The organism is Streptomyces violaceorubidus, from assembly GCF_000717995.1.
Classification (GTDB): Bacteria; Actinomycetota; Actinomycetes; order Streptomycetales; family Streptomycetaceae; genus Streptomyces; species Streptomyces violaceorubidus.
The window spans coordinates 46,960-72,259 of the sequence record NZ_JODM01000017.1; the positions used below are offsets into that span (position 1 = coordinate 46,960).

Here is a 25,300-nt window from a genome sequence, read left to right on the forward strand (position 1 = left end):
TCAGCGGGTCACGGGCACGCCGAGCAGCGGCCAGACCGCGGCGGCGAAGAACAGCACGAGCAGGGCGGTCAGCGGCGCCAGGACGGCGGACAGCCGCAGCAGGTCGCGCGGGGTGTAGGTGGGGACGCCGGGGACGTCGGCGAAGAGCGTGACCGGCTTGGCGGAGGCCGGCAGCGTGTGGCAGAACCCGGCCGCCGCCGTGGAGGCGAGCGCGGCGGCGACCGGGTTGACCCCGGCGCCGACGGCCGCCGCGACCACCAGCGGGACCAGGACGGAGGAGCGGGCGGAACGGGACTGGAGGACCAGGTGGGCCGCCGTGCTCACCGCGACCACCACGCCGAGGAACACCCCCGGGGCGACGTCCGCGGGCAGGCCCGACACCAGCCACCTCGCCGCGCCGGAGTCGGCCAGCGCCACGCCCATGGCCATCGTGGCCGCCATGAACAGCAGCAGCGACCACGGCACGGTCCTCAGCGCGTCCTTGAGCCGTACGGTGCCCAGCGCGGGGGAGGAGGCGACGACCGCGCCGATCAGCGCCACGACGGCGGGGGAGACCTGGTGCAGGGGCTCGCTGCACCACAGCGCCACCACCGTGGCCAGCAGCAGCGCGCAGCGCTTCTCCGCCTGTGTCCACGCCCCGGTGACCGGGCTCTCGCTGTGCCGCTGCATCTCCTCGGCGGTGACGCGGACGGGGCCCGCGCGGTCCGCGCGCCGCGTGGTCGTCAGCAGGACCGTCTCGGCGGCGAGGTGGGAGGAGGCGAGGGCCGGCGGCAGGCCGAGCAGCAGCCACTGGGTGAAGCCGATCCGGTCCCCGGTCGCCTCCCACAGCACCGACACCGTGATCAGATGCGCGCCCGCACCGATCAGGGTCGCCACCGCCGACAGCAGGATCACGGTCGGGAAAAGCAGCGCCAGCATCACGACCAGTCGCTTCCGGTCGGCGAGCGCCTTGGCGAGGGCGAGGAAGACCGGCAGCGCGAGCGCCGCCCGGCCCGAGGTGGCCGGCACCGCGAAGGCAGTGACGACCAGCGCGGCCGTCGTCAGGTGCACCAACTGCCGCACCGTGCGCGCCCCGCCCACCAGGAACACCGCCGCCCGCCCCGCGAGCCCCGTCCGGGCGACCGCGGCCGCCAGTACGAAGGCGCAGATCAGCAGCCACACGGTGGCCTCGCCCAGGGTGCCGAAGAGGGTGTCGCTGCTGATGACGCCGGTCGCGGTCAGCGCGAGTCCGGCACCCAGCGCGATGTACGTGTCGTCGACCGGCGTACCGATCCAGGCGCAGGTGGCCAGCGCGAACACGGCGAGGGTGAGGCGCGCGTCGCCGCCCAGGGCGGGGAAGTTGGCGGGGACCGCCAGCAGCGCGCACAGGGACAGCGCCACGCACAGGGCCGCCGCGAGGCGGAGGTTCGACGTCACGCATCGAGCGTCCACGGGCGCGGTGAGCCCTCCATGAGGGTCACATGAAGGAAACCTCACCGGGTCGGCAGTCGGTAGCCCATCCCGCGCACGGTCTCCACCTGCTGGGCGCCGAGCTTCTTGCGCAGGGCCCGCACGTACACGTCCACGATGTTGGAGCCCGGGTCGAAGTCGTAGCCCCACACGTGCGACAGGATCTGCTCGCGGGACAGCACCTGTCCCGGGTGCCGCAGGAACAGCTCCAGCAGCACGAACTCACGGGCCGTCAGGTCCACCGTGCGGCCCTGGGCGCGGGCCCGGCGGGTGCGCAGGTCGAGGCTGAGCGAGCCCGACCTCAGCACCGTCACCTCCGGCGCCCTGGCCGCCGTACGCAGCCGCAGCCGCACCCGGGCCAGCAGTTCCTCGAAGCGGAACGGCTTGGTCATCCAGTCGTCGGCGCCGCCCTCCAGACCGGCCACCGTGTCCCGTACCGAGTCCCGGGCGGTCAGCACGATCACCGGGGTCGTCACCCGGGCCTCACGCAGCTGTCGCAGGACCGTGAAGCCGTCCCGGCCGGGCAGCCCGATGTCCAGGACGACGAGGTCGAAGCCGCCGGTGAGCGCGTACTCGCAGGCGGCGTCGCCGTCGGCGACCGCGGTGGTGGTGAAGCCGTTGGCGCGCAGGCCCTTCTCGACGAAGGAGGCGATGCGCTCCTCGTCCTCGACGATGAGGATGCGGTTCATGGGAGCCTCTTCTTCGGGATTCAGTGAAGGGTGAGTACGAAGGTGGCGCCGCCGCCCTCGGTGGTGCGCAGGTCCACCCGGCCGCCGTGGCCCTCGGCGATCGCCCGGACGATCGACAGCCCGAGCCCGGCGCCCGTGCCGCGCACCCCGCGCCGGGCCGTGCCGCGCCGGAACCGCTCGAAGATCACCTCGGCGTCCTGCGGCAGGACGCCGGGGCCGGAGTCGGCGACGTACAGCTCGACGCGCGGGCCGTCGGCGCGGGACCCCATGCGGATCCGCTGGCCGGCCGTGGTGTGCTGCACGGCGTTCTGCGCGAGCTGCACCATGGCCTGGGTGATCCGCTGGGGGTCGAGCCGGGCCTCCCGGTCGGCGACCGCGTCCAGCACCCACTCCCGGTCGCCCAGGGTGCGAGCCTTGACGTAGACGTCGGCGGTGAGTTCGGCCAGCCGCACCGGCTCGGGGGTGACGAAGTCGGGGCGTTCGGCCTTGGCGAGCAGCAGCAGGTCCTCGACGATGCGGCTCATCCGGTCCAGCTCGTCGGTGACGAGGCGGACGGTCTCCTCGCGCTCGGCCGGATCGTCGCCCATCAGCTCCAGGTGGCCGCGCACGATGGTGATCGGGGTGCGCAGCTCGTGGCCAGCGTCGTCGACGAACCGGCGCTGGGTGGCGAAGGCCCGCTCCAGCCGGTCCAGCATGGCGTTGAACGTCTCGGCGAGGGCCGCCACGTCGTCGTGGCCGTGCACCGGGATGCGCCGGGTCAGGTCCTGCTCGGTGAGCTGGGCCGCGGTCGTGCGCACCAGCCGCACCGGTTTCAGGATGCGGCCCGCCACCACCCAGGCGATGCCGGTCGTCATCAGCAGGGCGACGCCGGAGATGGCGAGCAGGACCCGGAACACCTCGTCCGCGCGCGCCTGTTCGCGCCCCGGGTGGAAGGCGACCACGAAGGCGGCCGCCGGTTCGCCGCCGTAGCGGGCCACGGTGACCTTGGCCCAGCGGATCTCGCCCTCGGGCCGGTCCAGCACGCCGGTGGAGTCGGGGGAGGCGTAGATGCGGCGCCGGGCGTCGGCGTCCTCGTGCAGGGGCCGGCCGACCGGGATCTCGCGCTGCTGGATGATCTGCGTGGGCCTGCTGCCCACCTCGCCGACCAGCCCGACCAGCTCCTCGTCCAGGTCGGCGTACTGCCGCTCCAGGAAGACCCGCAGCAGCCGGCCCGGGTCGGTGAAGGGGCGGCCCGTCTGCGGGTCGAAGCCCTGCTCCTCGAAGTTGGCGAACTCACCGGCCTCCTGCGCGAGCAGGCCGTTGATCCGCTGGTCGGTGTCGCGCAGCAGGATCGAGCGGGTGGTCGCCGCCACCGAGGCCAGCGCGACGGCCATCACGAGCAGCAGCCACAGCAGGATGCGGACCCGGGCCGAGACCCGGCGGCGTTCGCGCTCACCCGTCGCCCGCTCCGTCGCCGGGTCCGTCGTCGGCGTCCTGCCCCCGGTCGTCGTCATCGTCGTCATCCGCGGGGCCGTCGGTGACCGGCGGCCGTGTCACCACCTGGTCGCTGGGCGTCGGCTCGGGCGAGGAGGAGGCCGGCTTCGGGGTGGGGGAGCCGCTCTCCAGCTCCACCTTGGCCGGGACCCTCGGTTCCTGCGGGCTGTCGGTCAGGGCGAAACTGGTCGCGGCGATGCCGAGCGGGATCAGGACGACGGCCGCGAGGGCCGCCATGCGGCGGGAGAAGACCATGCCTTGGATTCTGCGCGAGGATTTTGGCGGGCCGGATGAGTAGCGGGTGAAGAACTCTTCATCCGGTGCCTCGGCTCGTTCTTCGCCTGCCGCTGCGTCGTGGCTGGTCGCGCCCACGCGGCGGAGCCGCACATCGATACAGCCCCGCGCCCCTTCGGGGCGCGTCCGGCTCGGCGCGATCGGTCAGTTGTCCAGGCCGATGGCGAACGCCGCCTCCAGGTCGTGCTGGGAGTAGGTGCGGAACGCCACGTGGGTGTCGGTGCCCTCCACGCCCGGGATCTTGCTGATCCGGCCGGGGATGACCTCGGCCAGGTCCTCGTGCTTGCTCACCCGCACCATGGCGATCAGGTCGTAGGTGCCGGTGACGGAGAAGACCTCGCTGACGCTCTCCAGCGCGGCGATCTGCTCCGCGATCTCGGGGATGCGGTCCACGCTGGTCTTGATGAGGACGATCGCGCTGATCACGGCTGGTTCTCTCCCTCGGGCGCCGCCACTGGAACGCCACCAACTCTAGTCGTACGCCCGAACCGCACCCAGGCGAAGGCGAAGCCCAGCCCGAAGCCCACCAGGTGCGCGAGGTACGCCACCCCCGGCCCGTCCCCGGCCCGCCCCGCCGCCATCCACTGCAGGGCCGCCCAGAACGGCAGCACCACCCAGGCCGGGAAGCGCAGCGGCAGGAAGAAGAGGAAGGGCAGCAGGCTGGTCACCCGGGCCCGCGGGAAGAGGAACAGGAACGCGCCGAGGATCGCGGAGATCGCCCCCGAGGCCCCGACCAGGGACTCCTGGGAGTGGGCGTTGGCGCCCGCGTAGCCCAGCAGGGCCAGGTAGCCGCAGCCGAGGTAGAACAGGGCGAACTGGAGCCGGCCCATCCGCTCCTCGGTCATCGCGCCGAAGACGTAGAGGAAGAGCATGTTGCCCAGCAGGTGCACCCAGCTGCCGTGGACGAACAGCGCCGTGGCCGGGGTGAGCGCCGAGCCGGGGGAGTCCTCGAACAGTTCTGCGGGGATCACGCCCCAGCGCCGGAAGTAGGCGCGCTGCGCCGCCAGCAGCTCCTCCCCGGTGCCGTACACCGGGTTCAGGCCCGCCGCCGGGCTGATCAGGAACAGCAGACAGCACAGCGTGATCAGCGTGTACGTCACCGGCGCCGCCCGGCGCCGCGACGAGCGCCCGCCGACGAGCGCCCCGACCGCCGTGACCGTTCCGCGGACCGACTTGCTCCAGTTCCGGATCATGGACACAGAGCATGACGTAACGGACGCGAGGGCTCATAGCGCCTCGCCGCCGTGGACACGCGGGCGTCGGGTACCCGCCAGGCCGTAGGGTTACGTGCCACACGTACCGGGGGATCCCGGCGCGTCACCGACACTGGAAGAGAGCGAACAGCCACGATGACGGTTCCCCTGCCGACCGACACGACGCGGTGGCGCTGCACCCTCTGCGGCAACCTCACCCGCTTCGACGTGACCCGGGCCTCGAAGGTCGTCGAGTACGTGCACCTCGATCTGGCCGGTGAGCCGACGGTGGAGGAGCGCGAGGTGCTCAGTGAGACCGTCGAGTCGGTGCGGTGTCGCTGGTGCAACGCCGTGGACCAGGTGGAACTCGTGGACAGGCCGGGTGCCGACTCCTGAGGGGAGCGGCCCCGCACGAGGCGATTCCGGTCCGGGATCGCCCTGAGACTTTGGGGTGAGGGATGGTGGAGACACACGGCGGGGGGCCGGGCGACGGCGCCGCTGAGGTGCTCGACCGCCCGCTGCCCGACGGCGTGCGCCGCCGGGTCGTGCAGATCGTGTCCGACGGTTTCGGCTCGCTCACCCTCGGCGAGCTGCCCGCGCAGCTCAGGCAGTACGCCAGGTTCGCCCCGAACCGCAGGGCCAAGTTCGCCGGCAACGCCATGGCGGCTGCCGTGGAGACCGATCCGCTCTTCCGCCAGCGCATCGGCGAGAAGTTCCGCGACGCCCAGCCCGAGCTGGCCGACGCGCTGGAGGCCGGGGCCGCGCTCCCGGCCGCCGACCCGCTGGACGTGGCCGCGGCGGCCTACGTACTGCGCCCGCTCGGCTGGGTGAAGCTGGTCACCGCCGCCGGCGAGGAGGCGCAGCGCGCGGACGCCGAGCGCGCCGACGAGGAGAACCGCGCGGAGCTGGAGCGGCTGCACGAGGAACTGGCCCGGGCCCGGGACCACACCAGGACCGAGACCGAGCGGCTGCGCACCGAGCTGGAGGCGGCGAAGCGGGAGGCCGAGTCGCTGCACCGCAAGCTGCGCTCCGCCCTCAGCGACGTCAAGCGCGGCGAGGCGGCGCTGCGCAAGGTCCAGGCCGAGCTGGACACCGTACGGGCCGAGGGGCAGACCCAGCTGTCCGCCGCCGAGAGCGAGGCCCGGCGGCTCAAGGGCCGGCTGGGGGAGGCCGAGGCGGCCCTGGAGGCCACCCGCAAGGCCGCCCGCGAGGGCCGCAGCGTCGAGGACATGCGCGTACGGCTGCTCCTGGACACCCTCCTCGACGCGACCCAGGGGCTGCGGCGCGAGCTGGCGCTGCCCCCGGTGTCCGTGCGGCCCGCCGAGACCGTGGACGCGGTCGAGCCGGGCCGGATGACGCCGAAGGACATCGCCAACCGGGCCCTGTCGGAGCACGACCCGGCGATCCTCGACCAGTTGCTGGCGCTGCCCCAGGCGCACCTCGTCGTCGACGGCTACAACGTCACCAAGACCGGCTATCCGCAGATGCCGCTGGAGAAGCAGCGGCTGCGGCTGCTCGGCCAGCTCTCCCAGCTCGCCGCGCAGACCGGCGCCGAGACGACCTGCGTCTTCGACGGGGCCGAACTGGCGGCGCCGGTGCTGCTCGCGCCGCCGCGCGGGGTGCGGGTGCTGTTCTCCAAACCCGGTGTCACCGCCGACGAGCTGATCCGCCAGCTGGTGCGGGCCGAGCCGCCGGGGCGGCCGGTGATCGTCGTCTCCACCGACCGCGAGGTCGCCGACGGCGTGGCGCGCGCCGGCGCACGCCCGGTGGCGTCCGTGGTGCTCCTCAAGCGGCTTTCGTAGCCTGTCCCGGCTTCCGGCCACTTCTCTTCACTTCCGTACCAACCGTAACGTAGGCGCTCTATGCCCGAATTGACGGAAGCGTCACGCAACGTAGCGTCAAAACGGTGTCACTGCAGGTGAGTTGTGGCGAAAAACGCGGTGCGTAACCGTGATTTTTCGGCGGAGGATTTGAACTGATCACGAGTGGGTCACTAGGGTCACCCTTCGAACCCTCGAACGGGTGATCCCTCTCAAGAAGGAGCTCGTCTCCGTGGCGTCCCACCGTCGTCCCAAGCAGCCGAGCCGCACGCGCGTGACCGTGCTCACCACCGCTGCCGCCGCCGCCGTCGTTCTCAGCTCCCAGGCCGCCAATGCCGCCCCGAGCGAGAAGCCGGGCAAGGACGAGGTCAAGGCCAAGGTCGACAAGCTCTACGAGGAGGCCGAGCAGGCCACCGAGAAGTACAACGGCGCCAAGGAGAAGCAGGAGAAGCTCCAGAAGGAGATCTCCACCATCCAGGACAACGTCGCCCGCGGCCAGGAGGAGCTCAACGAGCTGCGCGACGGCCTCGGTTCGATGGCCAGCGCCCAGTACCGCTCCGGCGGGATCGACCCCTCCCTCCAGCTGTTCCTGTCCGCCGACCCGGACAACTACCTGGACAAGGCCTCCACCCTCGACCAGCTGAGCGGTCAGCAGGTCGAGGCGCTGAAGAAGATCCAGGTCAAGCAGCGCGACCTCGCCCAGCAGCGTTCCGAGGCCTCCGAGAAGCTCAAGGACCTCTCCGCCACCCGCACCGAACTGGGCAAGAAGAAGAAGGAAGTCCAGGGCAAGCTCTCCTCCGCGCAGAAGCTGCTCAACACGCTCACCGCGCAGGAGAAGGCCGCCCTCCAGGAGGAGGAGCAGCGCGCCAACCGCACCAGCGAGCGCCAGGTCCTCTCCGGCGGCAACTCCGCCCCCGCCTCCGGCCGCGCGGGCGAGGCCTTCGCCGCCGCCCAGAGCAAGATAGGCACGCCCTACGTCTACGGCGCCACCGGCCCGTCCTCCTTCGACTGCTCGGGCCTGACCTCCTGGGCGTACGCGCAGGCCGGCGTCGGCATCCCGCGCACCTCCCAGGCGCAGGCCAACTACGGCACCCGCATCTCCTCGGTGAGCCAGTTGCAGGTCGGCGACCTCGTCTTCTTCTTCAACGACCTGCACCACGTCGGCCTCTACGCCGGTAACAACCAGGTCCTGCACGCGCCGCGCACCGGCACGAACGTCCGCTACGAGTCGATGAGCACCATCGGCGGCCCGTTCATGTTCGGCGTCCGGGTCTGATCCCGACGTCCTCCGCGCCACCCGAAGTCACCCCCGCCGTGCCGCCCGTTCGGGCGAATCGCGTCCGGGCCCTGTGACCCCCCGCCCCGCCGGTGACCTGCGTCAGCGGCGGGGCGCCGTGTTGCGCGGCCCCCGAGGTCGTTGGCCGGTGCCCCGCCGCGGGGTTACTGTCTGCCGCGTTTCCCCGTCCGCCAGCGGAAGGAGTGCGGCTTCCCGTGGGGTCCCATCGCCGCCTTGCACCATCCGGGTTCGACCGCGGCTCCACCGCCGCCGTCGGCCTGCTCTCCGTGGCCGCCGCGCTCCTGGGCGCCGTACCGGCCGCGGCCGCTCCGCACGACGACCGGCGGGCGGAGGTGGACCGGCTCCACACCGAGGCGGAGCAGGCGACCGAGGCCTACAACAAGGCCGACGCGCGCACCGACGCGCTGCGCGAGGAGGTCTCGACCGCGCAGGACTCCATCGCCCGGCAGCAGCAGCGCGTCAACACCATGCGGGACGCGCTCGGTTCGCTGGCCGGGGCCCAGTACCGCTCCGGCGGCATCGACCCGTCGCTGGCGCTGCTGCTGTCCGCCGGACCGGACGACTACCTCGACCGGGCGTCCGTGCTCGACCGGATCACCACCCGCCAGGCGGGTGAGCTGAGGGAGCTCCAGCAAGCGATGCGCGACCTCGCCCAGGACCGTGCCGAGGCGGCCCGCAAGCTCACCGAGCTGGAGAAGGGCCGCAAGGCCGTCGCCGCCCACAAGAAGACCGTGGAGCGCAAGCTCGCCAAGGCCCGCGCGCTGCTCGCCGCCCTGCCCGACGACGAACGCGCCGTCTACCAGCGCGGGTCCCGCTCCGGCCGCGAGGACCTCACCGCCCTCGCCGGGGCCGCCGCTCCCGCCTCCGGCCGGGCCGCGGCCGCCTTCGCCGCCGCCCGCTCCGCCCTCGGCAAGCCCTACGTCTGGGGCGCCAACGGCCCCTCCGGCTTCGACTGCTCGGGCCTGACCCAGTGGTCCTACGCGCAGGCCGGAGTCGGCATTCCGCGCACCTCGCAGGCGCAGTCCGGCGCCGGGCGGCGGGTGTCCCTGGCCGAGGCACGGCCCGGAGACCTGGTCGCCTACCGCGACGACGCCAGCCACATCGGCATGTACGCCGGCAACGGCCAGGTGATCCACGCGCCCTACCCCGGCGCTCCGGTGCGCTACGACCCGGTCGGCATGATGCCGATCTCCTCGATCACCAGGGTGTGACCCCACGGCCCCGCCGGGCCGCCGCGTCCTCCTCGCCCGGTGCCCTCCGCGGTCCCGCGCCCGTACGATCGGGAACGTGGCTGGTCGAAGGCGGGTGTCGGGTTCCTCGGTGGTGGCACTGTGCCTGTTGCTCGTCGCGCTGGTGGCCTGCGGGGGCCGGACCGCGGCCGACCCCGCCCGGGCGGACGTCCAGCGGGTCCTGGACCGGCGCGCTGCGGCCGTCCTCGCCCACGACGCGGCGGCCTACGCGCGCACCGGCACCGGCACCGGCTTCGACCGCCTGAGCGCGGTCCCGCTGGCCGACTGGTCCTACCGGGTGCGGGACGTGGAGCGCGCCGGCGACACCGCCACCGCCGAGGTGGAGCTGCGCTACCGCGTCGACGGCTACGACCGGGGCCCCGTCACCGCGGGCCGCACCGTGCGCCTGAGCCGGGACGGCAGCGGCGGGACGTGGGCCGTCGACTCCGACCGCCCCGCCAAGGGGTCCGGCCAGCAGCCCTGGGACCAGGGCGCGGTCCAGGTCGTCCGGGGCACGCACAGCCTCGTCCTCGGCGTCGGGCAGTCCACCGGGGCGCTGCGCCGCTTCGCCGGCCTGGCCGACCGGGCGGTGCCCGCCGTCTCGGACGCCTGGGACGGGGACTGGTCCCGCCGGGTGGTCGTGGTCGTCCCCCGGTCGGTGGAGGGCATGGCGGGCCTGCTCGGCTCCCCGGCCTCGTCCTACCGGGGCATCGCCGCGGTCACCACCGGGGAGACGGGCGGCCGGGAACACGCCCCCGCGGACCGGATCATCGTCAACCCCGACGCGTACGGGCTGCTCGGCGGCCTCGGCAGACAGGTCGTGCTCACCCACGAGACCACCCACGTCGCCACCCGGGCCGACACCACCTCGGCCACGCCGCTGTGGCTCTCCGAGGGCTACGCAGACTGGGTCGGCTACCGCGGCAGCGGACGCACCGCCGCCGAGGCCGCCCCCGAACTGGCCGCCGCGGTCGCCGAGGGCCGGGTGCCCGCGCGGCTGCCGACGGACGAGGACTTCGGCTTCACCGCCGAGGCGGAGGAACTGGCCCGCGCGTACGAGGGCGGCTGGCTGGCCTGCCGGATGATCGCCGAGCAGTGGGGCGAGGACCGGCTGGACGCCTTCTACCGCGCGGTGGGCGCCCACGACGAACGCGCCGGCGCGGTCGAGGCCGCACTCCACGAGGTGCTCGGCACGACGCCGGAGGCCTTCACGGCACGCTGGCGGGAGTTCCTGCGGACACGGCTCGGGTGAGGGGGGCCTCCGCGGCGGGGCCGGGGTGGGGCGCCGACCCGGTGTGCGGCCCTCGGAGCCGCGAGTGCCGGTGGTGCCGGTGGTGCCGGGGGCTTCATGGCGCGCCGGCGGGGGTCTCCGAGGGCGCGGCTCGGCCGGGGCGGGCCGGGGCGCCGGTCGGGGCCGGGGCGGCGCGGCGCCCCGGGCCTCGCCACAGGGCGCGGGCGCCGAGGAGGGCGGCGGTCACCAGGAGGCCGTTGCGGACGAACAGGAGGGTGACGCCGAGCGGGGTGCTCGCCACGACGTCCGCGAACAGGAGCGGGAAGTCCAGCAGCGTCACCGGCGCCGCCACCAGCACCAGGGCGACCGGCACCCGCATCCGGCTCGCCCTGAAGCACCGGCAGACCGCGCCGAGGCCCACCAGCCACACCAGGTACTGCGGGCTGATCACCCGGCTGGTCACCGTGAACATCAGCACCGCCACGAAGGCCGCGTCCGCCGCTGTGTGCGCCGCGAACCGGGGTGCCGCCGGCCGCGAGGCCCTCAGCCGCCACAGCAGCAGCCAGCCGAACGCCACCGCGCTCAGCCCCAGTGAGACCGTGCCCACCGTGTCCACGTGCGGGCCCAGGAACTCCATCGAGCCGTAGTTCAGCAGCACCCCGCCGTCCCAGCCGAAGTGCCGGGCGACGTGGAAGACCAGCGAGCCCAGCGACTCCACCTCGACGCCCCGCTCGCGCTGGAACGTCAGGAACGCGAACGCCCCCGGCATCGACACGGCGAACAGCGCGGCCAGCCCGGCCCCGCTCACCGCGGCGGCGATCCAGGGGCGCCGCCCCCGCATCCCGACGAGCACCAGCGCCGGCCACACCTTCAGCAGCGCCCCGAGGGCCGCCAGGGCCCCCGCCACCCGCGGATGCCGCCCGGCGGCGAGCAGCGCGGCCACCGCGACCGCCGTGACCATCACGTCGTAGCGGGCGTACACCGTCGGCCCGAGCAGCGGCACGCCCGCCACCCACACCCACGCCCCGTGCGGCGACCGGCCCGCCCCCCGGCCCGCGTGCCACAGCAGCGCGAGGACGGCGGCGTCCGTGGCACAGGCGAGGACGAAGAACGCCGTCGCGTACTCCAGGAAGGGCAGCAGGCCGGGGGAGAGGACCGCGAGGGCCGCCGCCGGCGGGTACTGCCAGGTGACGTCCTCCAGCGGAAACGTTCCGGTGCGCAGGACCTCGGACCAGTCCCGGTAGATGACCGACACGTCCGCCGTGACGTCGGGGCCGGGGAGGACCAGCACCTTCAGCACGAACAGCAGCAGCACCAGCCGCGTGGCGCCCCAGACCGTCGCCGGCCACAGCGGTGACCGCCCCGCGTCCCTCGTCTCCACGTGCTCCCTGCCCGTCCGCGACCGCCTCGTACCTGCCCGTCCCCGCCTGCGCCTGCTTGTCCGCCGGTGCGGCCATGATGACCCGGACCCCTGTGGGCGTGCCACAGGACGCGGCCGGGCCCCGGCACCCGCCGGCCGGTTCGGTAGGGTCGGCGGCGTGCGCAAGACCTTGATCGTGACGAACGACTTCCCGCCCCGCCCGGGCGGCATCCAGGCCTTCCTGCACAACATGGCGCTACGGCTGGACCCCGAGCGGCTGGTCGTCTACGCCTCCACCTGGAAGCGCGGCCGCGAGGGCGTCGAGGCCACCGCCGCCTTCGACGCCGAGCAGCCCTTCACCGTCGTACGGGACCGCACGACGATGCTGCTGCCGACGCCGGGCGCCACCCGGCGGGCGGTGGGCCTGCTGCGCGAGCACGGCTGCACGTCCGTGTGGTTCGGCGCGGCCGCGCCGCTCGGCCTGATGGCCCCGGCCCTGCGCAGGGCGGGCGCCGAGCGCCTCGTCGCCACCACCCACGGCCACGAGGCGGGCTGGGCCCAGCTGCCCGCCGCCCGGCAACTGCTGCGCCGGATCGGGGAGTCCACGGACACGATCACCTACCTCGGCGAGTACACCCGCTCCCGCATCGCGGGCGCGCTCACGCCCGGGGCGGCCGCCCGCATGGTGCAACTGCCGCCCGGCGTCGACGAGAAGACCTTCCACCCGGCCAGCGGCGGCGACGAGGTCCGTGCCCGCCTCGGCCTGACCGAACGCCCCGTGGTCGTCTGCGTGTCCCGCCTCGTCCCGCGCAAGGGCCAGGACACCCTGATCCGCGCGATGCCGCGCATCCTCGCCGCCGAGCCGGACGCCGTCCTGCTGATCGTCGGCGGCGGCCCCTACGAGAAGGACCTGCGCCGCCTGGCCGTCGAGACGGGCGTCGCCGCGTCCGTCCGCTTCACCGGCGCCGTGCCCTGGTCCGAGCTGCCCGCGCACTACGGCGCCGGGGACGTGTTCGCCATGCCCTGCCGCACCCGACGGGGCGGCCTGGACGTGGAGGGCCTGGGCATCGTCTACCTGGAGGCCTCCGCGACCGGCCTGCCCGTCGTCGCCGGCGACTCGGGCGGCGCCCCCGACGCGGTCCTCGACGGCGAGACGGGCTGGGTGGTCCGGGGCGAGGACCCGAACGAGTCCGCCGACCGCGTCACCGCCCTCCTCGCCGACCCCGGACTGCGCCGCAGGATGGGCGAGCGGGGCCGCTCCTGGGTCGAGGAGAAATGGCGCTGGGACCTCCTGGCGGAGCACCTGAAGGCGTTGCTGTGACGCGGGGAGCCCTGTGAAGCGGGGGTGAGTGTGTGCCGCCCAGGGCGCGGGGAACTGCGCGACCAGCCACAGGGAACCCGCACCCGCCCACGGCGACCAAGAGGCACCCCACTGGCCACCCCACTGGGCGCCCTACTTGGAATAGATCGCCTCGATCTCGTCCGCGTAATCCTTCGCCACGACATTCCGCTTCAGCTTCAGCGAAGGCGTCAAGTGCCCCGAGTCCTCGGTGAACTGAGCCCCCAGCACCCGGAACTTGCGCACCGACTCCGCCTTGGACACGGCCGCGTTCCCGTCGTCGATCGCGTCCTGGACCGCCGCGAGCAGATCCGGGTCCTCGCGCAGCGACATCGCCGTCGAACCGGCCGGCTTGCCGTGCTCCGCGCACCAGCGGTCCAGGAACTCCTCGTCCAGGGTGACCAGCGCGCCGACGAAGGGCCGCCCGTCGCCGACCACCATGCACTCCGCCACCAGGGCGTGCGCGCGGATGCGGTCCTCCATGACGGCCGGGGCGACGTTCTTGCCGCCGGCCGTGACGATGATCTCCTTCTTGCGACCGGTGATCCGCAGATAGCCGTCCTCGTCGAGGGTGCCGATGTCGCCGGTGTGGAACCAGCCGTCGGCCAGCGCCTCCGCGGTGGCGCCCGGGTTGTTCCAGTACTCCTTGAACAGGTGCTCGCCGTGCAGCAGCACCTCCCCGTCGTCCGCGATGCGCACCACGGAGCCGGGCAGCGGCTGGCCGACCGTGCCGATCTTCTGCCGGTCCCAGGGGTTGAAGGCGGTGGCCGCGCAGGACTCGGTGAGGCCGTAGCCCTCCAGGACCGTGAAGCCGATGCCGCGGAAGAAGTGACCGAGCCGCTCGCCGAGCGGGGCGCCGCCGGAGATGGCGTACTCGCCGCGGCCGCCGAGGACCGTACGGAGCTTGCCGTAGACGAGTTTGTCGAAGACCTTGTGCTTGAGCTTCAGGCCGACGGACGGGCCCGACGGGGTGTCCAGGGCCTTGCTGTACGCGATCGCCGTGTCCGCGGCCCTGTCGAAGATCCTGCCCTTGCCGTCGGCCTGCGCCTTGGCGCGCGCCGAGTTGTAGACCTTCTCGAAGACGCGCGGCACGCCGAGGATCAGCGTGGGCCGGAAGGCGGCCAGCTCGTCGGTGAGGTTCTTGATGTCGGGGACGTTGCCCAGCTTGATCGGCGCGATCATCGGCGCGACCTGCACCAGCCGTCCGAAGACATGGGCGAGCGGGAGGAAGAGGAGGACCGAGCACTCGCCGGTGCGGAAGAGCGGGCGCAGCCGCTCGACGACGTTCCCGCACTCCGCGAAGAAGCTGCGGTGGGTCAGGACACAGCCCTTGGGACGGCCCGTGGTGCCGGAGGTGTACACGATGGTCGCGGGATCGTCGGCCTTCGCGATCGAGCCGCGCTCCTCGACGGTGCGGTCCGTGACGTCCTGGCCCAGACGCCCCAGCTCCTCCACGGCGCCGGCGTCGATCTGCCAGACGTTCTTGAGGGCGGGCAGCTGCTCGCGCACCGACTCGACGACGACGGCGTGCCCGGCCGACTCCACGACGCACGCCGTGGCACCCGAGTCGCTGAGGATCCACTGCACCTGCTCCGGCGAGCTGGTCTCGTACACCGGCACGGTGATCGCGCCCGCGCTCCAGATCGCGAAGTCCAGCAGCGTCCACTCGTAGCGCGTGCGGGACATCAGACCGACCCGGTCGCCCGGCTGGACACCGGAGGCGATGAGGCCCTTGGCGGCGGAGTGCACCTCGGCGAGGAAGGCGCGTGCGGTCACGTCCTGCCAGGCGCCCGACACCTTGCGGGCGATGACGGCGACGTCCGGATGCTGCGCGGCGTTTCTGCGGACGATGTCGGTCAGGTTTCCGTCCGCGGGGACCTCGTACAAGGCCGGAAGGCTGAACTCGCGCAAGACTGCTGCTCCTCATAGGGCGCCGGCGCCACGACGTTGTGTGATGCGACGGTGCGGTCCAAGGCTCGGGCTGTGGGCTCCGGAGGACTCATGCGGGATTCACATGTCGAAATCCAGAGCACGACTGGACTGCCCGGACGTTACCCGCCGGTATGCGTTCTCCGACAGGGGGTCCCCGCGAGATGTTCGCTGCGTCACACGGTTGGGGGTTTGCATTGCGCACAGTAGTCGACGCATCAACGGACCAGCCAGTAACCGCAGGTCCGGCCGCCACTGTTCACATCACGCGCGCGCTGCTTACGCTTGATCGCCATGGCACCCACACCGCCCCGCAACACGAGCACGCGTGTCCACGTGGTCAGCGACGTCCATGGCAACGCCCGCGACCTGGCCAGGGCCGGCGAAGGCGCCGACGCCCTGATCTGCCTCGGGGACCTGGTCCTCTTCCTCGACTACGCCGACCACTCGCGCGGCATCTTCCCCGATCTGTTCGGCATCGCGAACGCCGACCGCATCGTCGCGCTGCGCACCGCCCGCCGCTTCGACGAGGCGCGGGAGTTCGGGGCACGGCTGTGGGCCGGCGTCGACGGGGACCGGCGGGAGCTGATCGAAGGGGCGGTGCGCAAGCAGTACGCCGAGCTCTTCGCGGCCTTCCCCACCCCGACGTACGCCACCTACGGCAACGTCGACGTGCCCACGCTGTGGCCCGAGTACGCCCGCCCCGGCACCACCGTGCTCGACGGGGAGCGGGTGGAGATCGGCGGCCGCGTCTTCGGCTTCGTCGGCGGCGGGCTGCGCACCCCGATGCGGACGCCGTACGAGATCAGCGACGAGGAGTACGCCGCGAAGATCGAGGCGGTCGGCGAGGTGGACGTGCTGTGCACCCACATCCCGCCCCAGGTGCCGGAACTGGTCTACGACACCGTGGCCCGGCGCTTCGAGCGGGGCAGCCGCGCGCTGCTGGACGCGATCCGCCGCACCCGCCCCCGCTACGCCCTGTTCGGGCACGTCCACCAGCCGCTGGCCCGGCGGATGCGCGTCGGCGCGACCGAATGCGTGAATGTCGGCCACTTCGCGTCGACGGGACGGCCGTGGGCGCTGGAGTGGTGACGGTGCGCGGCGTACCCGCCCAGGTGGGTGGTGGCGGGCGCCCTCCCCGTGCGCGGTAGCCTGCACGCGGCACACACGTGCGCGCGACGGGCGCACGACCACCTCAGTAGCGGCCCGCACCCGGAGGAGCCACGGCGATGGCGGAACACACCAGCTCGAGCATCACCATCGAGGCGGCACCGGCCGACGTCATGGCGGTCATCGCCGACTTCGCCCGCTACCCGGACTGGACCGGCGAGGTGAAGGAGGCCCAGGTCCTCGGGACCGACGCGCAGGGGCGCGCCGAGCAGGTACGGCTCGTCATGGACGCCGGGGCGATCAAGGACGACCAGACGCTGGCCTACACCTGGACCGGCGAGCACGAGGTCTCCTGGACGCTGGTCAAGTCCCAGATGCTGCGCTCCCTCGACGGCTCCTACCTCCTGCGCCCGGCGGGCACGGGCACGGAGGTCACCTACCGGCTCACGGTGGACGTCAAGATCCCGATGCTCGGCATGATCAAGCGCAAGGCGGAGAAGGTCATCACGGACCGCGCCCTGGCGGGCCTGAAGAAGCGGGTCGAGTCGAAGTAGCGCGGCCGCGGGCACCCGGCACCGTCGGGCCGCGCCCCCCGTCGGGCCGCGCCCCCCCTCGGGCCCGCGCCCCCACGCCGGTCCCCCGCCCGACCGGCGGCCCCCGGGTACCGTTCACCCCCATGCGCACCCTCCTGATCACGGGCCCCGGCGGCACCGGCCGTACCACCGTCGCCGCCGCCACCGCGCTCGCCGCAGCCCGGCAGGGCACCACCACCCTCCTCCTCGGCACCGACCGCGACGACACCCTCGGCACCGCGCTCGGCCTGCGCACCGGCCCGGCGCCGACCCCCGTCGAACCCGGCCTCACCGTCTGGCGCCCCGACGCCGCCCAGGGCTTCCGCGACGGCCTCGCCGCCCTCCAGGACCGCGCCGCCTCCGCGCTCGACCTGCTCGGCGCCGCCCGCCTCGACCCCGAGGACCTCACCCCGCTGCCCGGCGTCGAGGACCTCGCCCTGCTGCGAGCCCTGCGCGAGGCCGCCCTCGCCGAGGCGCACGACCTCCTCGTCGTCGACCTCCCGCCCGCACCCCGCGCCCTCGCCCTGCTCGCCGCGCCGGAGGAGCTGCGCCGCTGTCTGCGCCGCCTGCTCCCGCCCGAGCGGCAGGCCGCCCGCGCCCTGCGCCCCGTCCTCGGCCGGCTCGCCGGCGTCCCCATGCCGGCCGAGGCGCTGTACGAGGCCGCCGCCCGCTGGGACCTGGAACTCGCCGCCGCCGAGGCCGTACTGGCCGACCGGCACACCGTCGTGCGGCTGGTCGCCGAACCCGGACCGGCCGGAGCCGACGCCGTCCGCACCACCGCCCTCGGCCTCGCCCTGCGCGGCCTGCGCACCGACCTCCTGGTCGCCAACCGCGTCCTGCCGGAGGACGCCCCGGCGGACAGCTGGCTCAGCGGCCCCCTCGCCCAGCAGCGTAAGACCCTGGACGAATGGCGGGGGTCCCACGACGTCCGCCCCGTCGCGCATCTCGGCCGCGACCCGCGCGGCACGGACGACCTCGCGGCCCTCGGCGTACCGGGCGTCAACCCGGACGCCTCCCCGGTCGAGTGGCCCGTCACCGACCGGCTGGCCGCGGACGGGGTGCTGGTCTGGCACATCCCGCTGCCCGGGGCCGTACGCGAGGAGCTGGACCTGATCCGCCGCGGGGACGAACTGGTCGTCGCCGCCGGGCCCTTCCGCCGCGTCGTCCCGCTGCCCTCCGCGCTGCGCCGCTGCACCGTCGACGGGGCGGCGCTGCGCGACGGCACCCTCGCCGTCCGGTTCGCGCCGGACCCGCAGCTGTGGCCGCGGGAACGCTGAGCCGCCGGGACCGGTCTGGGCACGAGCCCGTTCGGGTAACGTCGTAAGGACGAACCGTAGTCAGGAGTCCGTCATGAGCGAAGAGCTCCCGCCGTCCGAGGCCCCCCGCCCCGACGAGGCCGACGCGGTCGACGAGACGCGAGCGACCGACGCCGAGGCCGACGCCGACGCCTGGGCGACGGCGTGCGCCGAGGACCTGGAGGCGGAGAAGGCCCGCCGCCGTGCCGAGCACGGGCCGCCGCCCGGCTCCGCCGCCGAGGAGCTGCGCCGGCTCGTCGACACCGTCGCGGACAAGCTGTCCGGTCTCCAGTCCCCGCTGCTCGGCCAGGTCGCCGGACCGGCCGCCCAGCAGGTGGTCCGGCAGGTCGTGCAGCAGGCCAAGGCCGCCGTCGAACCGGTCATCGAGCGCAACCCGGGCGTGTTCGACCACCTCGCCGCCGCCGGCGGTGAACTCCTCGCCGCCTACCGCTCCGCCGTCCAGAACCAGGAACGCCGCTGGACCACCGGCGACACCGCGCCCAAGGACCCCAGCGACCCCCGTGACCTGGACGAACCAGGAGCCGACGGCCGCGACGAGGGCGACGAGGGTACCGGCCCGGGGCAGCGCATCGACCTGGACTGAGCCCCGCCTCGGGTACGGTTGCCCCTAGCGGGGCTCGACCGAACTGAGGGATTCATGGGACTCACCATCGGCGTCGACATCGGCGGCACGAAGATCGCGGCCGGCGTGGTCGACGAGGAAGGCAACATCCTCTCGACCCACAAGGTGCCGACCCCCAGCACACCCGAGGCCATCGTGGACGCCATCGCCTCCGCGGTGGACGGCGCGCGCGTGGGGCACGAGATCGTCGGCGTCGGCATCGGTGCCGCCGGATACGTCAACCGCCAGCGCTCCACGGTCTACTTCGCGCCCAACATCGACTGGCGCCAGGAGCCGCTCAAGGAGAAGGTCGAGGCCCGCGTCGGCCTCCCGGTCGTCGTGGAGAACGACGCCAACGCCGCGGCCTGGGGCGAGTACAAGTTCGGCGGCGGCAAGGGCCACCGCAACGTCATCTGCATCACCCTGGGCACCGGCCTCGGCGGCGGCATCATCATCGGCAACAAGCTGCGCCGCGGCCACTTCGGCGTGGCCGCCGAGTTCGGGCACATCCGCATGGTGCCCGACGGCCTGCTGTGCGGCTGCGGTTCGCAGGGCTGCTGGGAGCAGTACGCCTCCGGCCGCGCCCTCGTGCGCTACGCCAAGCAGCGCGCCAACGCCACCCCCGAGCGTGCCGAGGTGCTGCTCGCGCTCGGTGACGGCACCCCCGACGGCATCGAGGGCAAGCACATCTCGGTCGCCGCCCGCCAGGGCTGCCCGGTCGCCGTCGACTCCTACCGGGAGCTGGCCCGCTGGGCCGGTGCCGGACTCGCCGACCTGGCCTCGCTCTTCGACCCGTCCGCCTTCATCGTCGGCGGCGGCCTCTCGGACGAGGGCGACCTGGTCCTCGACCCGATCCGCAAGTCCTACAAGCGCTGGCTGGTCGGCGGCAACTGGCGCCCGGTCGCCGACGTGATCGCCGCCCAGCTCGGCAACAAGGCCGGCCTGGTCGGCGCCGCCGACCTGGCCCGGGAGCCCGACCCGATCATGTAGGCGCCCACCGCACGCCCCAGGGGCGCGGGGAACCGCGCGACCAGCCGCTCCGTCCGGCAGTCGCCCACGATCCCCGCGCCCCGACCCACAAGGCACCTGATCACGCCGTCCCGTAAATTGACGGCATGGCAACATCCCTCCCGGCGCTCCCCAACTCCCGCACCGAACCCGACGGTTCCGCGGTCATCCGCGTCCTGAGCTACAACATCCGCTCGCTGCGCGACGACACCGACGCCCTCGCCCGCGTCATCAAGGCCTGCGCGCCCGACCTCGTCCTCCTCCAGGAGGCCCCCCGCTTCTTCCGCTGGCGCAAGAAGATCACCCGGCTCGCAGCAGCGGCCGATCTGGTCCTCCTCTCCGGTGGCGCAACCGCCGCGGGCCCCGCGCTGCTCTGCTCCCTGCGGGCCACCGTGGAGCGCACCGAGGACGTGCTGCTCCCGCTCACCCCCGGCCTGCACCGCCGGGGCCTGGCCACCGCCGTGGTCCGGATCGGCGGGGCCCGTCTCGGCGTACTCAGCACCCACCTGTCCCTGGACGCGGACGAGCGCCACGCACAGGCCGGGCTGCTCCTCGACCAGCTGACCGCCCTCAAGGTGACGCACGCCGTGGCGGGCGGCGACCTGAACGAGCGCCCCGGCGGCCGCACCTTCCGGCGGCTCGGGGACGGGCTGCGCGACTGCTGGACCGCGGCGCCCTGGGGTGGCGAGTACACCTTCCCGGCCACCGCCCCGGACCGCCGTATCGACGCGGTCTTCGTCACCGAGGGCGTCGAGGTGCTGGGCTGCGGGGTGCCGTCGGGGCTGCCCGGGGTGGCCGGGGACGACCTGAGGGCGGCCACGGACCACCTCCCGGTCCTGACCGCCCTCCGCGTACCCGCGACCGCCTGACCCCGGGGGCCCGGCCGGCCGCCCGGCTACACCACCGCGCCCCGGCCCGGATCCTCGTCGTCCTCGTCGCCCGTCCGCATCCGCATCACCAGGGTGGCGAAGCCGCCGAGGAAGCCGCCGATGCACAGGGTGGTCAGCCACCAGGTCATGTCCCAGCCGAGCACCACCGCCAGCAGGAGCAGCACCGGGCCGCCGAGCACGCCCAGCCAGGCGAACTTCGAGGTGGGGTCCGCCTCGGGCAGCGGGGGCGGCTCGGGCGGCACGAAGTGGCCCTCGTCGTCCTCGTCCAGGTCGTCGTCGGACGGCTCGGCGGGCGTGTGGTCCCGGGGGCCGAGGCCGGGCGCGAAGGCGACGGAGCTGCCCAGCGGCCGGTCCGAGGCGGGCCGGTCCGCCGCGGGCTTCTCGTCGTTCACCTCCGGCTCGAGCAGCGCCAGGTCCTCGACCGACTTGAACGGCTTGGCGCCCGGCGGGTCCGGGGGCTCCTCCCCGTACCCGGCGACGATCGCGGCCCAGGCGGCGTCCTCGTCGAAGGACACGTCCTGCGCCTCGGAACCGGCGTCCGCCGCGCGCTCCCGTCCCTCGCGGTGCTTCCGCTCCCGCTCCAGGTCCCGCTCCCGCTCCTCGCGCTCCCGCTCCAGGTCCCGCTCCCGCTCCTCGCGCTCCTCGCGCCCCTCGCGGTCGGAGTCGTGCTCAGCCACCTGCGGTCGTCCCTTCCTTGCCGAGACCGGACTCCGGTTCCCCTGCGGAACCGGGCGCGAGCCGGCCGATGAACGCGACGCTCTCAGCGAAGATCCGGTCCGCATCGTGGTCCAACGTCGCCACGTGGTAGCTCTGTTCCAGCAGGATCTCCGTCACGTCCGTCGACGACACCCGGCCCAGGATCCGCGCCGAGTCGGCCGGCGGCACCACGTGGTCCCGCGGACTGCGCAGCAACAGCAGCGGCTGGGTCACCTGCGGCAGGTCGCCGTCGGCGAGACGGAAGAAGGCGCGCAGCGAGTGCGCCGCGTGCAGCGGCACCCGGTCGTAGCCCAGCTCCGTGCTGAGCGGCTTGGCGATGTCGCTGGCGATGCCCTTCGTCGCGGGCACCAGGTGGCGCAGCAGCGGAAGGGCGTGCTGGGCCACACCGTGCATCCGGTTCGCCGGGTTGACGACGACGACGCCGGAGACCCCCTCCCCGTGCTTGGCGGCCAGCCGCAGCGCCAGCGCGCCGCCCATGGACAGCCCGGCCACGAAGACGCGCGCGCAGCGCTCGCGCAGGAGGCGCAGCTCGCGGTCCACCTCCGCGTACCAGTCCTGCCAGCCGGTGACCTGCATGTCCTGCCAGCGGGTGCCGTGCCCGGGCAGCAGCGGCAGCGCCACGGTCAGGCCGCGCGCGGCCAGGTACTCGGCCCAGGGGCGCAGCGACTGCGGGGAACCGGTGAAACCGTGACAGAGGAGGACGCCGACCTCACCGCCCTCGTGGCGGTACGGCTCGGCTCCGGGCAGGACCGACACGTCTCGGTCTCCTGTCGTCAGGGGTACTCGCGGGTCTTTCACCGTACGCGACCGCACGGACACCGACCAGGGCCGTCGGGGCCATTGGCCGAGCCGCGGGTTAAGGTCTGACCCACGGACACGGGAGGCACTCGGTTGTTGTACGGCGCGATGAAGGTCACCATCGGGGGGTCGCTGAAGCTTGCCTTCCGGCCCTGGGTGGAGGGCCTGGAGCACATCCCGGCCGAGGGTCCCGCCATTCTGGCGAGCAACCACCTGTCGTTCTCCGACTCGTTCTTCCTGCCCGCCGTCCTCGACCGCAAGGTGACCTTCATCGCCAAGGCCGAGTACTTCAACACCCCCGGGGTCAAGGGCCGGCTGACCGCCGCCTTCTTCAAGGGGGTCGGCCAGCTCCCGGTGGACCGCTCCGGCGCGCGCGGCGCGGGGGAGGCCGCCATCAAGAGCGGCATAGAGGTCCTGGAGCGCGGCGAACTGTTCGGCATCTACCCCGAGGGGACGCGCTCCCCGGACGGCCGCCTCTACCGCGGCAAGCCGGGCGGGCTCGCGCGCGTGGCCCTCGCCACCGGCGCCCCCGTCCTCCCGGTCGCCATGATCGACACCGAGAAGATCCAGCCGCCTGGGCAGGTGATGCCCAAGCTGATGCGGCCCGGCATCCGGATCGGCAGGCCGCTGGACTTCTCCCGCTACCAGGGCATGGAGCACGACCGCTTCGTGCTCCGCGCGGTGACCGACGAGGTCATGTACGAGATCATGAAGCTCTCCGGCCAGGAGTACGTCGACGTGTACGCGACCGCCATGAAGCGGCAGCTCGCCGAGGCGGCGAAGGCCGAGAAGGCGGCGAAGGCGGAGAAGACGGCCAGGGACGAGAAGACGGCCAGGGACGAGAAGACGGCCAGGGACGAGAAGACGGCCAGGGACGAGAAGGCGGCGAAGGCCGGCAAGGACCGGGCCGGCACGTAGGCCGGGCACCGGGCACCGGTGGCCGGGTAGGGGGGACATGGCCAGGCGCGAGAGAGTCATGAGGATGTCGGTCGAGCAGCCGCTGTGGCGCGCGCTCGCCGGCTACCGCGTGCTCACCATGCTGTACGCGATCGGCTTCTTCGCCACCGCCTACGCGGGCTTCGCCCGCCCCTGGATCGCCGTCGCCTACTACGCGGTCCTCCTGGTCTGGACCCTCGCCACCCTCCCCAAGGTCGCGAACGCCGCGAGCTGCACCAAGAGGTTCCTCGCCGCCGACCTCACCGTGGCGCTGACCGGTATCCTCCTCACCCCCCTCGCCGACGCCCCCGAACGCGTCATGGACGGCGGACCGACCCTGCCGTCGATATGGACCGCCGGCTCCGTGCTCGCCTTCGCCGTCAAGGGCGGCTGGCGCTGGGCCGCCGTGGCCTCCACCCTCGTCGCCGTCGCCAACCTGGTCGAACGCGGCACCCCGGCCCGCGACACCGTCCACAACGTCATCCTCGTCTGGGTCGCCTCCATCGCCATCGGCTACGTCGTCGAGGTCGCCCGCGCCTCCGAGCGCACCCTCGCGCGCGCCCTGGAGATCGAGGCGGCGACCAGGGAACGGGAGCGGCTGGCCCGGGACATCCACGACAGCGTCCTCCAGGTGCTGGCCATGGTGCAGCGCCGGGGCGCCGTCATCGGCGGCGAGGCGGCCGAGCTGGGCCGGCTGGCCGGTGAGCAGGAGGTGGCCCTGCGCACCCTGGTCTCCGGTGGCCTGGTGCCGGTCTCCCGCCTGTCGGAGGACGCCGCCGAGGGCGCGGTCGTCCGGGCGGTCGAGGAACCGGAGGGCGCGGACCCGCAGGGCCCCGTCGATCTGCGCGCCCTGCTCGCCCCGTACGCCGGTTCCCTGGTGAACCTCGCCGAACCGGGCGCCGAGGTCCTCCTGGCCCGGGATGCCGCGCGGGAGCTGGCCGCCGCCGTGGGCGCCGCGCTGGACAACGTCCGCCAACACGTCGGCGAACAGGCCCGCGCGTGGATCCTGGTCGAGGACGAACCGGACGAGGTGATCGTCACCGTCCGCGACGAGGGGCCCGGCATCCCGGACGGGCGGCTCGCCGAGGCCGAGGGCGAGGGACGGCTCGGCGTGGCCCTGTCGATCCGCGGCCGGCTGCGCGACCTCGGCGGCACGGCCGAGCTGATCTCGGTGCCCGGGCAGGGCACGGAGGTCGAACTGAAGGCACCGAAGAAGACCGTCGGTACCACCGCACGGGGGAAGGCAGCGGACCATGGCTGAACGACAGGACCCTGAACGGCAGCTCCGCGAGGGGCAGGACGTGATCAAGGTCATGGTGGTCGACGACCACCCGATGTGGCGCGACGCGGTCGCCCGGGACCTGGCCGAGTCCGGCTTCGACGTGGTCGCCACCGCGAGCGACGGCGACCAGGCGGTGCGCCGCGCCCGGGCCGCCGCCCCCCACGTCCTCGTGCTCGACCTCAACCTGCCCGGCAGGCCCGGCGTCCAGGTCTGCAAGGAGGTCGTCGGCGCCGACCCGCGGCTGCGCGTGCTCGTGCTCTCGGCGAGCGGGGAGCACGCCGACGTACTGGAGGCGGTCAAGTCCGGCGCGACCGGCTACCTGCTGAAGTCGGCCTCCACCGAGGAACTGCGGGACGCGGTGCGCCGCACGGCCGCGGGCGACCCCGTCTTCACCCCGGGGCTCGCCGGGCTGGTCCTCGGCGAGTACCGCCGCCTCGCCTCCGAACCGGCCCCCGCGGCGGGCACCGACGACCCCGGCGCGCCCCGGCTCACCGACCGGGAGACCGAGGTGCTGCGCCTGGTCGCCAAGGGCCTGAGCTACAAGCAGATCGCCGAACGCCTCGTCATCTCCCACCGCACCGTGCAGAACCACGTACAGAACACCCTCGGCAAGCTCCAGCTGCACAACCGCGTGGAGCTGGTGCGGTACGCGATAGAACGGGGTCTGGACGACGCCTGACCCGCGCGGGACAGCGGCCTCGACCGCCCGCCCCCGGCGACTGGCCGCACGAGGAGGCCGGCGTCCTCCTCGGCCGACCGGCGACGGC

General features: G+C 73.7%; 25 protein-coding genes. 15 read left to right on the plus strand and 10 right to left on the minus strand.

Going from position 1 to position 25,300, the window contains the following annotated elements:
• From IE94_RS0120465 to IE94_RS0120490, 6 genes are all read right to left on the minus strand, one after another.
• Complete coding sequence (locus tag IE94_RS0120465; protein ID WP_030186395.1) at positions 1–1,416, minus strand: SLC13 family permease; 1,416 nt, start codon at positions 1,414–1,416, stop codon at positions 1–3.
• 56 nt (positions 1,417–1,472) lie between these two features.
• A complete protein-coding gene (locus tag IE94_RS0120470) occupies positions 1,473–2,138 on the minus strand; it encodes a response regulator transcription factor (RefSeq protein ID WP_030186396.1) in 666 nt (221 codons plus the stop codon).
• A gap of 20 nt (positions 2,139–2,158) precedes the next feature.
• Positions 2,159–3,511: a sensor histidine kinase gene (locus IE94_RS0120475; RefSeq protein WP_037923087.1), complete on the minus strand. Its 1,353-nt coding sequence runs from the start codon at positions 3,509–3,511 to the stop codon at positions 2,159–2,161.
• Positions 3,512–3,569: 58 nt separating this feature from the next.
• On the minus strand, positions 3,570–3,866 hold the full coding sequence (locus IE94_RS0120480; RefSeq protein WP_030186399.1) for a hypothetical protein: 297 nt from the start codon (positions 3,864–3,866) through the stop codon (positions 3,570–3,572).
• Between the two features lie 183 nt (positions 3,867–4,049).
• Positions 4,050–4,331 (minus strand): Lrp/AsnC family transcriptional regulator, encoded by a 282-nt coding sequence (locus IE94_RS0120485; protein WP_030186400.1) that lies wholly within the window; start codon positions 4,329–4,331, stop codon positions 4,050–4,052.
• Positions 4,328–5,098 carry a rhomboid family intramembrane serine protease gene (locus IE94_RS0120490; protein WP_030186402.1) on the minus strand — a complete coding sequence of 257 codons (771 nt, stop codon included), beginning with the start codon at positions 5,096–5,098 and terminating at the stop codon, positions 4,328–4,330. The genes IE94_RS0120485 and IE94_RS0120490 overlap by 4 nt, the downstream gene beginning before the upstream one ends.
• A gap of 156 nt (positions 5,099–5,254) precedes the next feature.
• On the opposite strand from IE94_RS0120490, the gene IE94_RS0120495 reads away from it, so the two are divergent.
• The 5 genes from IE94_RS0120495 to IE94_RS0120515 all read left to right on the plus strand — a co-directional run bounded on the left by IE94_RS0120495 (position 5,255) and on the right by IE94_RS0120515 (position 10,696).
• Positions 5,255–5,494, plus strand: a complete 240-nt coding sequence (locus IE94_RS0120495; RefSeq protein ID WP_030186404.1) for a hypothetical protein — start codon at positions 5,255–5,257, stop codon at positions 5,492–5,494.
• A gap of 62 nt (positions 5,495–5,556) precedes the next feature.
• The gene (locus tag IE94_RS0120500; protein WP_030186407.1) at positions 5,557–6,900 is read left to right on the plus strand and encodes an NYN domain-containing protein; all 1,344 of its coding nucleotides are present in this window, start codon (positions 5,557–5,559) and stop codon (positions 6,898–6,900) included.
• A gap of 250 nt (positions 6,901–7,150) precedes the next feature.
• The gene (locus tag IE94_RS0120505; protein WP_030186408.1) at positions 7,151–8,194 is read left to right on the plus strand and encodes a C40 family peptidase; all 1,044 of its coding nucleotides are present in this window, start codon (positions 7,151–7,153) and stop codon (positions 8,192–8,194) included.
• Between the two features lie 215 nt (positions 8,195–8,409).
• The gene (locus tag IE94_RS0120510; RefSeq protein WP_030186410.1) at positions 8,410–9,426 is read left to right on the plus strand and encodes a C40 family peptidase; all 1,017 of its coding nucleotides are present in this window, start codon (positions 8,410–8,412) and stop codon (positions 9,424–9,426) included.
• Positions 9,427–9,502: 76 nt separating this feature from the next.
• On the plus strand, positions 9,503–10,696 hold the full coding sequence (locus IE94_RS0120515) for a hypothetical protein (protein WP_030186411.1): 1,194 nt from the start codon (positions 9,503–9,505) through the stop codon (positions 10,694–10,696).
• A gap of 94 nt (positions 10,697–10,790) precedes the next feature.
• Here the strand turns inward: IE94_RS0120515 and IE94_RS0120520 are convergent, their stop codons facing one another.
• A complete protein-coding gene (locus tag IE94_RS0120520) occupies positions 10,791–12,056 on the minus strand; it encodes a glycosyltransferase family 87 protein (protein WP_030186413.1) in 1,266 nt (421 codons plus the stop codon).
• A gap of 157 nt (positions 12,057–12,213) precedes the next feature.
• On the opposite strand from IE94_RS0120520, the gene IE94_RS0120525 reads away from it, so the two are divergent.
• Positions 12,214–13,356, plus strand: coding sequence for a glycosyltransferase family 4 protein (locus IE94_RS0120525; protein WP_030186415.1), 1,143 nt, complete (start codon positions 12,214–12,216; stop codon positions 13,354–13,356).
• Between the two features lie 132 nt (positions 13,357–13,488).
• On the opposite strand, the gene IE94_RS0120530 is transcribed toward IE94_RS0120525, so the two are convergent.
• A complete protein-coding gene (locus tag IE94_RS0120530; RefSeq protein ID WP_030186418.1) occupies positions 13,489–15,285 on the minus strand; it encodes an AMP-dependent synthetase/ligase in 1,797 nt (598 codons plus the stop codon).
• Positions 15,286–15,639: 354 nt separating this feature from the next.
• On the opposite strand from IE94_RS0120530, the gene IE94_RS0120535 reads away from it, so the two are divergent.
• From IE94_RS0120535 to IE94_RS0120560, 6 genes are all read left to right on the plus strand, one after another.
• Entirely contained in the window at positions 15,640–16,395 is a 756-nt protein-coding gene (locus tag IE94_RS0120535) for a metallophosphoesterase family protein (RefSeq protein ID WP_030186419.1), read from the plus strand.
• Between the two features lie 137 nt (positions 16,396–16,532).
• Positions 16,533–16,967, plus strand: coding sequence for an SRPBCC family protein (locus IE94_RS0120540; protein ID WP_030186420.1), 435 nt, complete (start codon positions 16,533–16,535; stop codon positions 16,965–16,967).
• A gap of 122 nt (positions 16,968–17,089) precedes the next feature.
• Entirely contained in the window at positions 17,090–18,262 is a 1,173-nt protein-coding gene (locus tag IE94_RS0120545) for an ArsA family ATPase (RefSeq protein WP_030186425.1), read from the plus strand.
• Positions 18,263–18,335: 73 nt separating this feature from the next.
• The gene (locus IE94_RS0120550; protein WP_030186426.1) at positions 18,336–18,884 is read left to right on the plus strand and encodes a DUF5304 domain-containing protein; all 549 of its coding nucleotides are present in this window, start codon (positions 18,336–18,338) and stop codon (positions 18,882–18,884) included.
• A 54-nt stretch (positions 18,885–18,938) separates the two neighbouring features.
• On the plus strand, positions 18,939–19,892 hold the full coding sequence (locus tag IE94_RS0120555) for an ROK family glucokinase (protein ID WP_030186427.1): 954 nt from the start codon (positions 18,939–18,941) through the stop codon (positions 19,890–19,892).
• A 125-nt stretch (positions 19,893–20,017) separates the two neighbouring features.
• Positions 20,018–20,779 carry an endonuclease/exonuclease/phosphatase family protein gene (locus tag IE94_RS0120560; protein WP_030186428.1) on the plus strand — a complete coding sequence of 254 codons (762 nt, stop codon included), beginning with the start codon at positions 20,018–20,020 and terminating at the stop codon, positions 20,777–20,779.
• 26 nt (positions 20,780–20,805) lie between these two features.
• Here IE94_RS0120560 and IE94_RS0120565 read toward each other — a convergent pair whose 3' ends face one another.
• Together IE94_RS0120565 and IE94_RS0120570 are read right to left on the minus strand one after the other, a co-directional pair.
• Positions 20,806–21,477: a hypothetical protein gene (locus IE94_RS0120565; RefSeq protein WP_030186429.1), complete on the minus strand. Its 672-nt coding sequence runs from the start codon at positions 21,475–21,477 to the stop codon at positions 20,806–20,808.
• Positions 21,470–22,273: an alpha/beta hydrolase gene (locus IE94_RS0120570; protein ID WP_030186430.1), complete on the minus strand. Its 804-nt coding sequence runs from the start codon at positions 22,271–22,273 to the stop codon at positions 21,470–21,472. The genes IE94_RS0120565 and IE94_RS0120570 overlap by 8 nt, the downstream gene beginning before the upstream one ends.
• Positions 22,274–22,423: 150 nt before the next feature.
• Between IE94_RS0120570 and IE94_RS0120575 the strand changes: the two genes are divergently transcribed.
• Genes IE94_RS0120575 through IE94_RS0120585 form a run of 3 tightly spaced genes read left to right on the plus strand, consistent with a single transcriptional unit; the run spans position 22,424 to position 25,212 of the window.
• On the plus strand, positions 22,424–23,233 hold the full coding sequence (locus IE94_RS0120575; RefSeq protein WP_037923068.1) for a lysophospholipid acyltransferase family protein: 810 nt from the start codon (positions 22,424–22,426) through the stop codon (positions 23,231–23,233).
• A gap of 37 nt (positions 23,234–23,270) precedes the next feature.
• Positions 23,271–24,512, plus strand: coding sequence for a MacS family sensor histidine kinase (macS, locus tag IE94_RS0120580; RefSeq protein ID WP_030186433.1), 1,242 nt, complete (start codon positions 23,271–23,273; stop codon positions 24,510–24,512).
• Positions 24,505–25,212: a response regulator gene (locus IE94_RS0120585; protein ID WP_030186434.1), complete on the plus strand. Its 708-nt coding sequence runs from the start codon at positions 24,505–24,507 to the stop codon at positions 25,210–25,212. The genes macS and IE94_RS0120585 overlap by 8 nt, the downstream gene beginning before the upstream one ends.
• The last annotated feature ends 88 nt before the right edge of the window (positions 25,213–25,300 follow it).

What these genes read in the sequence shown, in the direction of transcription:
- IE94_RS0120470 (WP_030186396.1), bottom strand. Translation starts at nt 2,138, where the DNA reads ATGAACCGCATCCTCATCGTCGAGGACGAGGAGCGCATCGCCTCCTTC.
- IE94_RS0120475 (WP_037923087.1), bottom strand. Translation starts at nt 3,511, where the DNA reads ATGGCCGTCGCGCTGGCCTCGGTGGCGGCGACCACCCGCTCGATCCTG.
- IE94_RS0120480 (WP_030186399.1), bottom strand. Translation starts at nt 3,866, where the DNA reads ATGGTCTTCTCCCGCCGCATGGCGGCCCTCGCGGCCGTCGTCCTGATC.
- IE94_RS0120490 (WP_030186402.1), bottom strand. Translation starts at nt 5,098, where the DNA reads ATGATCCGGAACTGGAGCAAGTCGGTCCGCGGAACGGTCACGGCGGTC.
- IE94_RS0120495 (WP_030186404.1), top strand. Translation starts at nt 5,255, where the DNA reads ATGACGGTTCCCCTGCCGACCGACACGACGCGGTGGCGCTGCACCCTC.
- IE94_RS0120500 (WP_030186407.1), top strand. Translation starts at nt 5,557, where the DNA reads ATGGTGGAGACACACGGCGGGGGGCCGGGCGACGGCGCCGCTGAGGTG.
- IE94_RS0120540 (WP_030186420.1), top strand. Translation starts at nt 16,533, where the DNA reads ATGGCGGAACACACCAGCTCGAGCATCACCATCGAGGCGGCACCGGCC.
- IE94_RS0120545 (WP_030186425.1), top strand. Translation starts at nt 17,090, where the DNA reads ATGCGCACCCTCCTGATCACGGGCCCCGGCGGCACCGGCCGTACCACC.
- IE94_RS0120550 (WP_030186426.1), top strand. Translation starts at nt 18,336, where the DNA reads ATGAGCGAAGAGCTCCCGCCGTCCGAGGCCCCCCGCCCCGACGAGGCC.
- IE94_RS0120555 (WP_030186427.1), top strand. Translation starts at nt 18,939, where the DNA reads ATGGGACTCACCATCGGCGTCGACATCGGCGGCACGAAGATCGCGGCC.
- IE94_RS0120560 (WP_030186428.1), top strand. Translation starts at nt 20,018, where the DNA reads ATGGCAACATCCCTCCCGGCGCTCCCCAACTCCCGCACCGAACCCGAC.
- IE94_RS0120575 (WP_037923068.1), top strand. Translation starts at nt 22,424, where the DNA reads ATGAAGGTCACCATCGGGGGGTCGCTGAAGCTTGCCTTCCGGCCCTGG.
- macS (WP_030186433.1), top strand. Translation starts at nt 23,271, where the DNA reads ATGGCCAGGCGCGAGAGAGTCATGAGGATGTCGGTCGAGCAGCCGCTG.
- IE94_RS0120585 (WP_030186434.1), top strand. Translation starts at nt 24,505, where the DNA reads ATGGCTGAACGACAGGACCCTGAACGGCAGCTCCGCGAGGGGCAGGAC.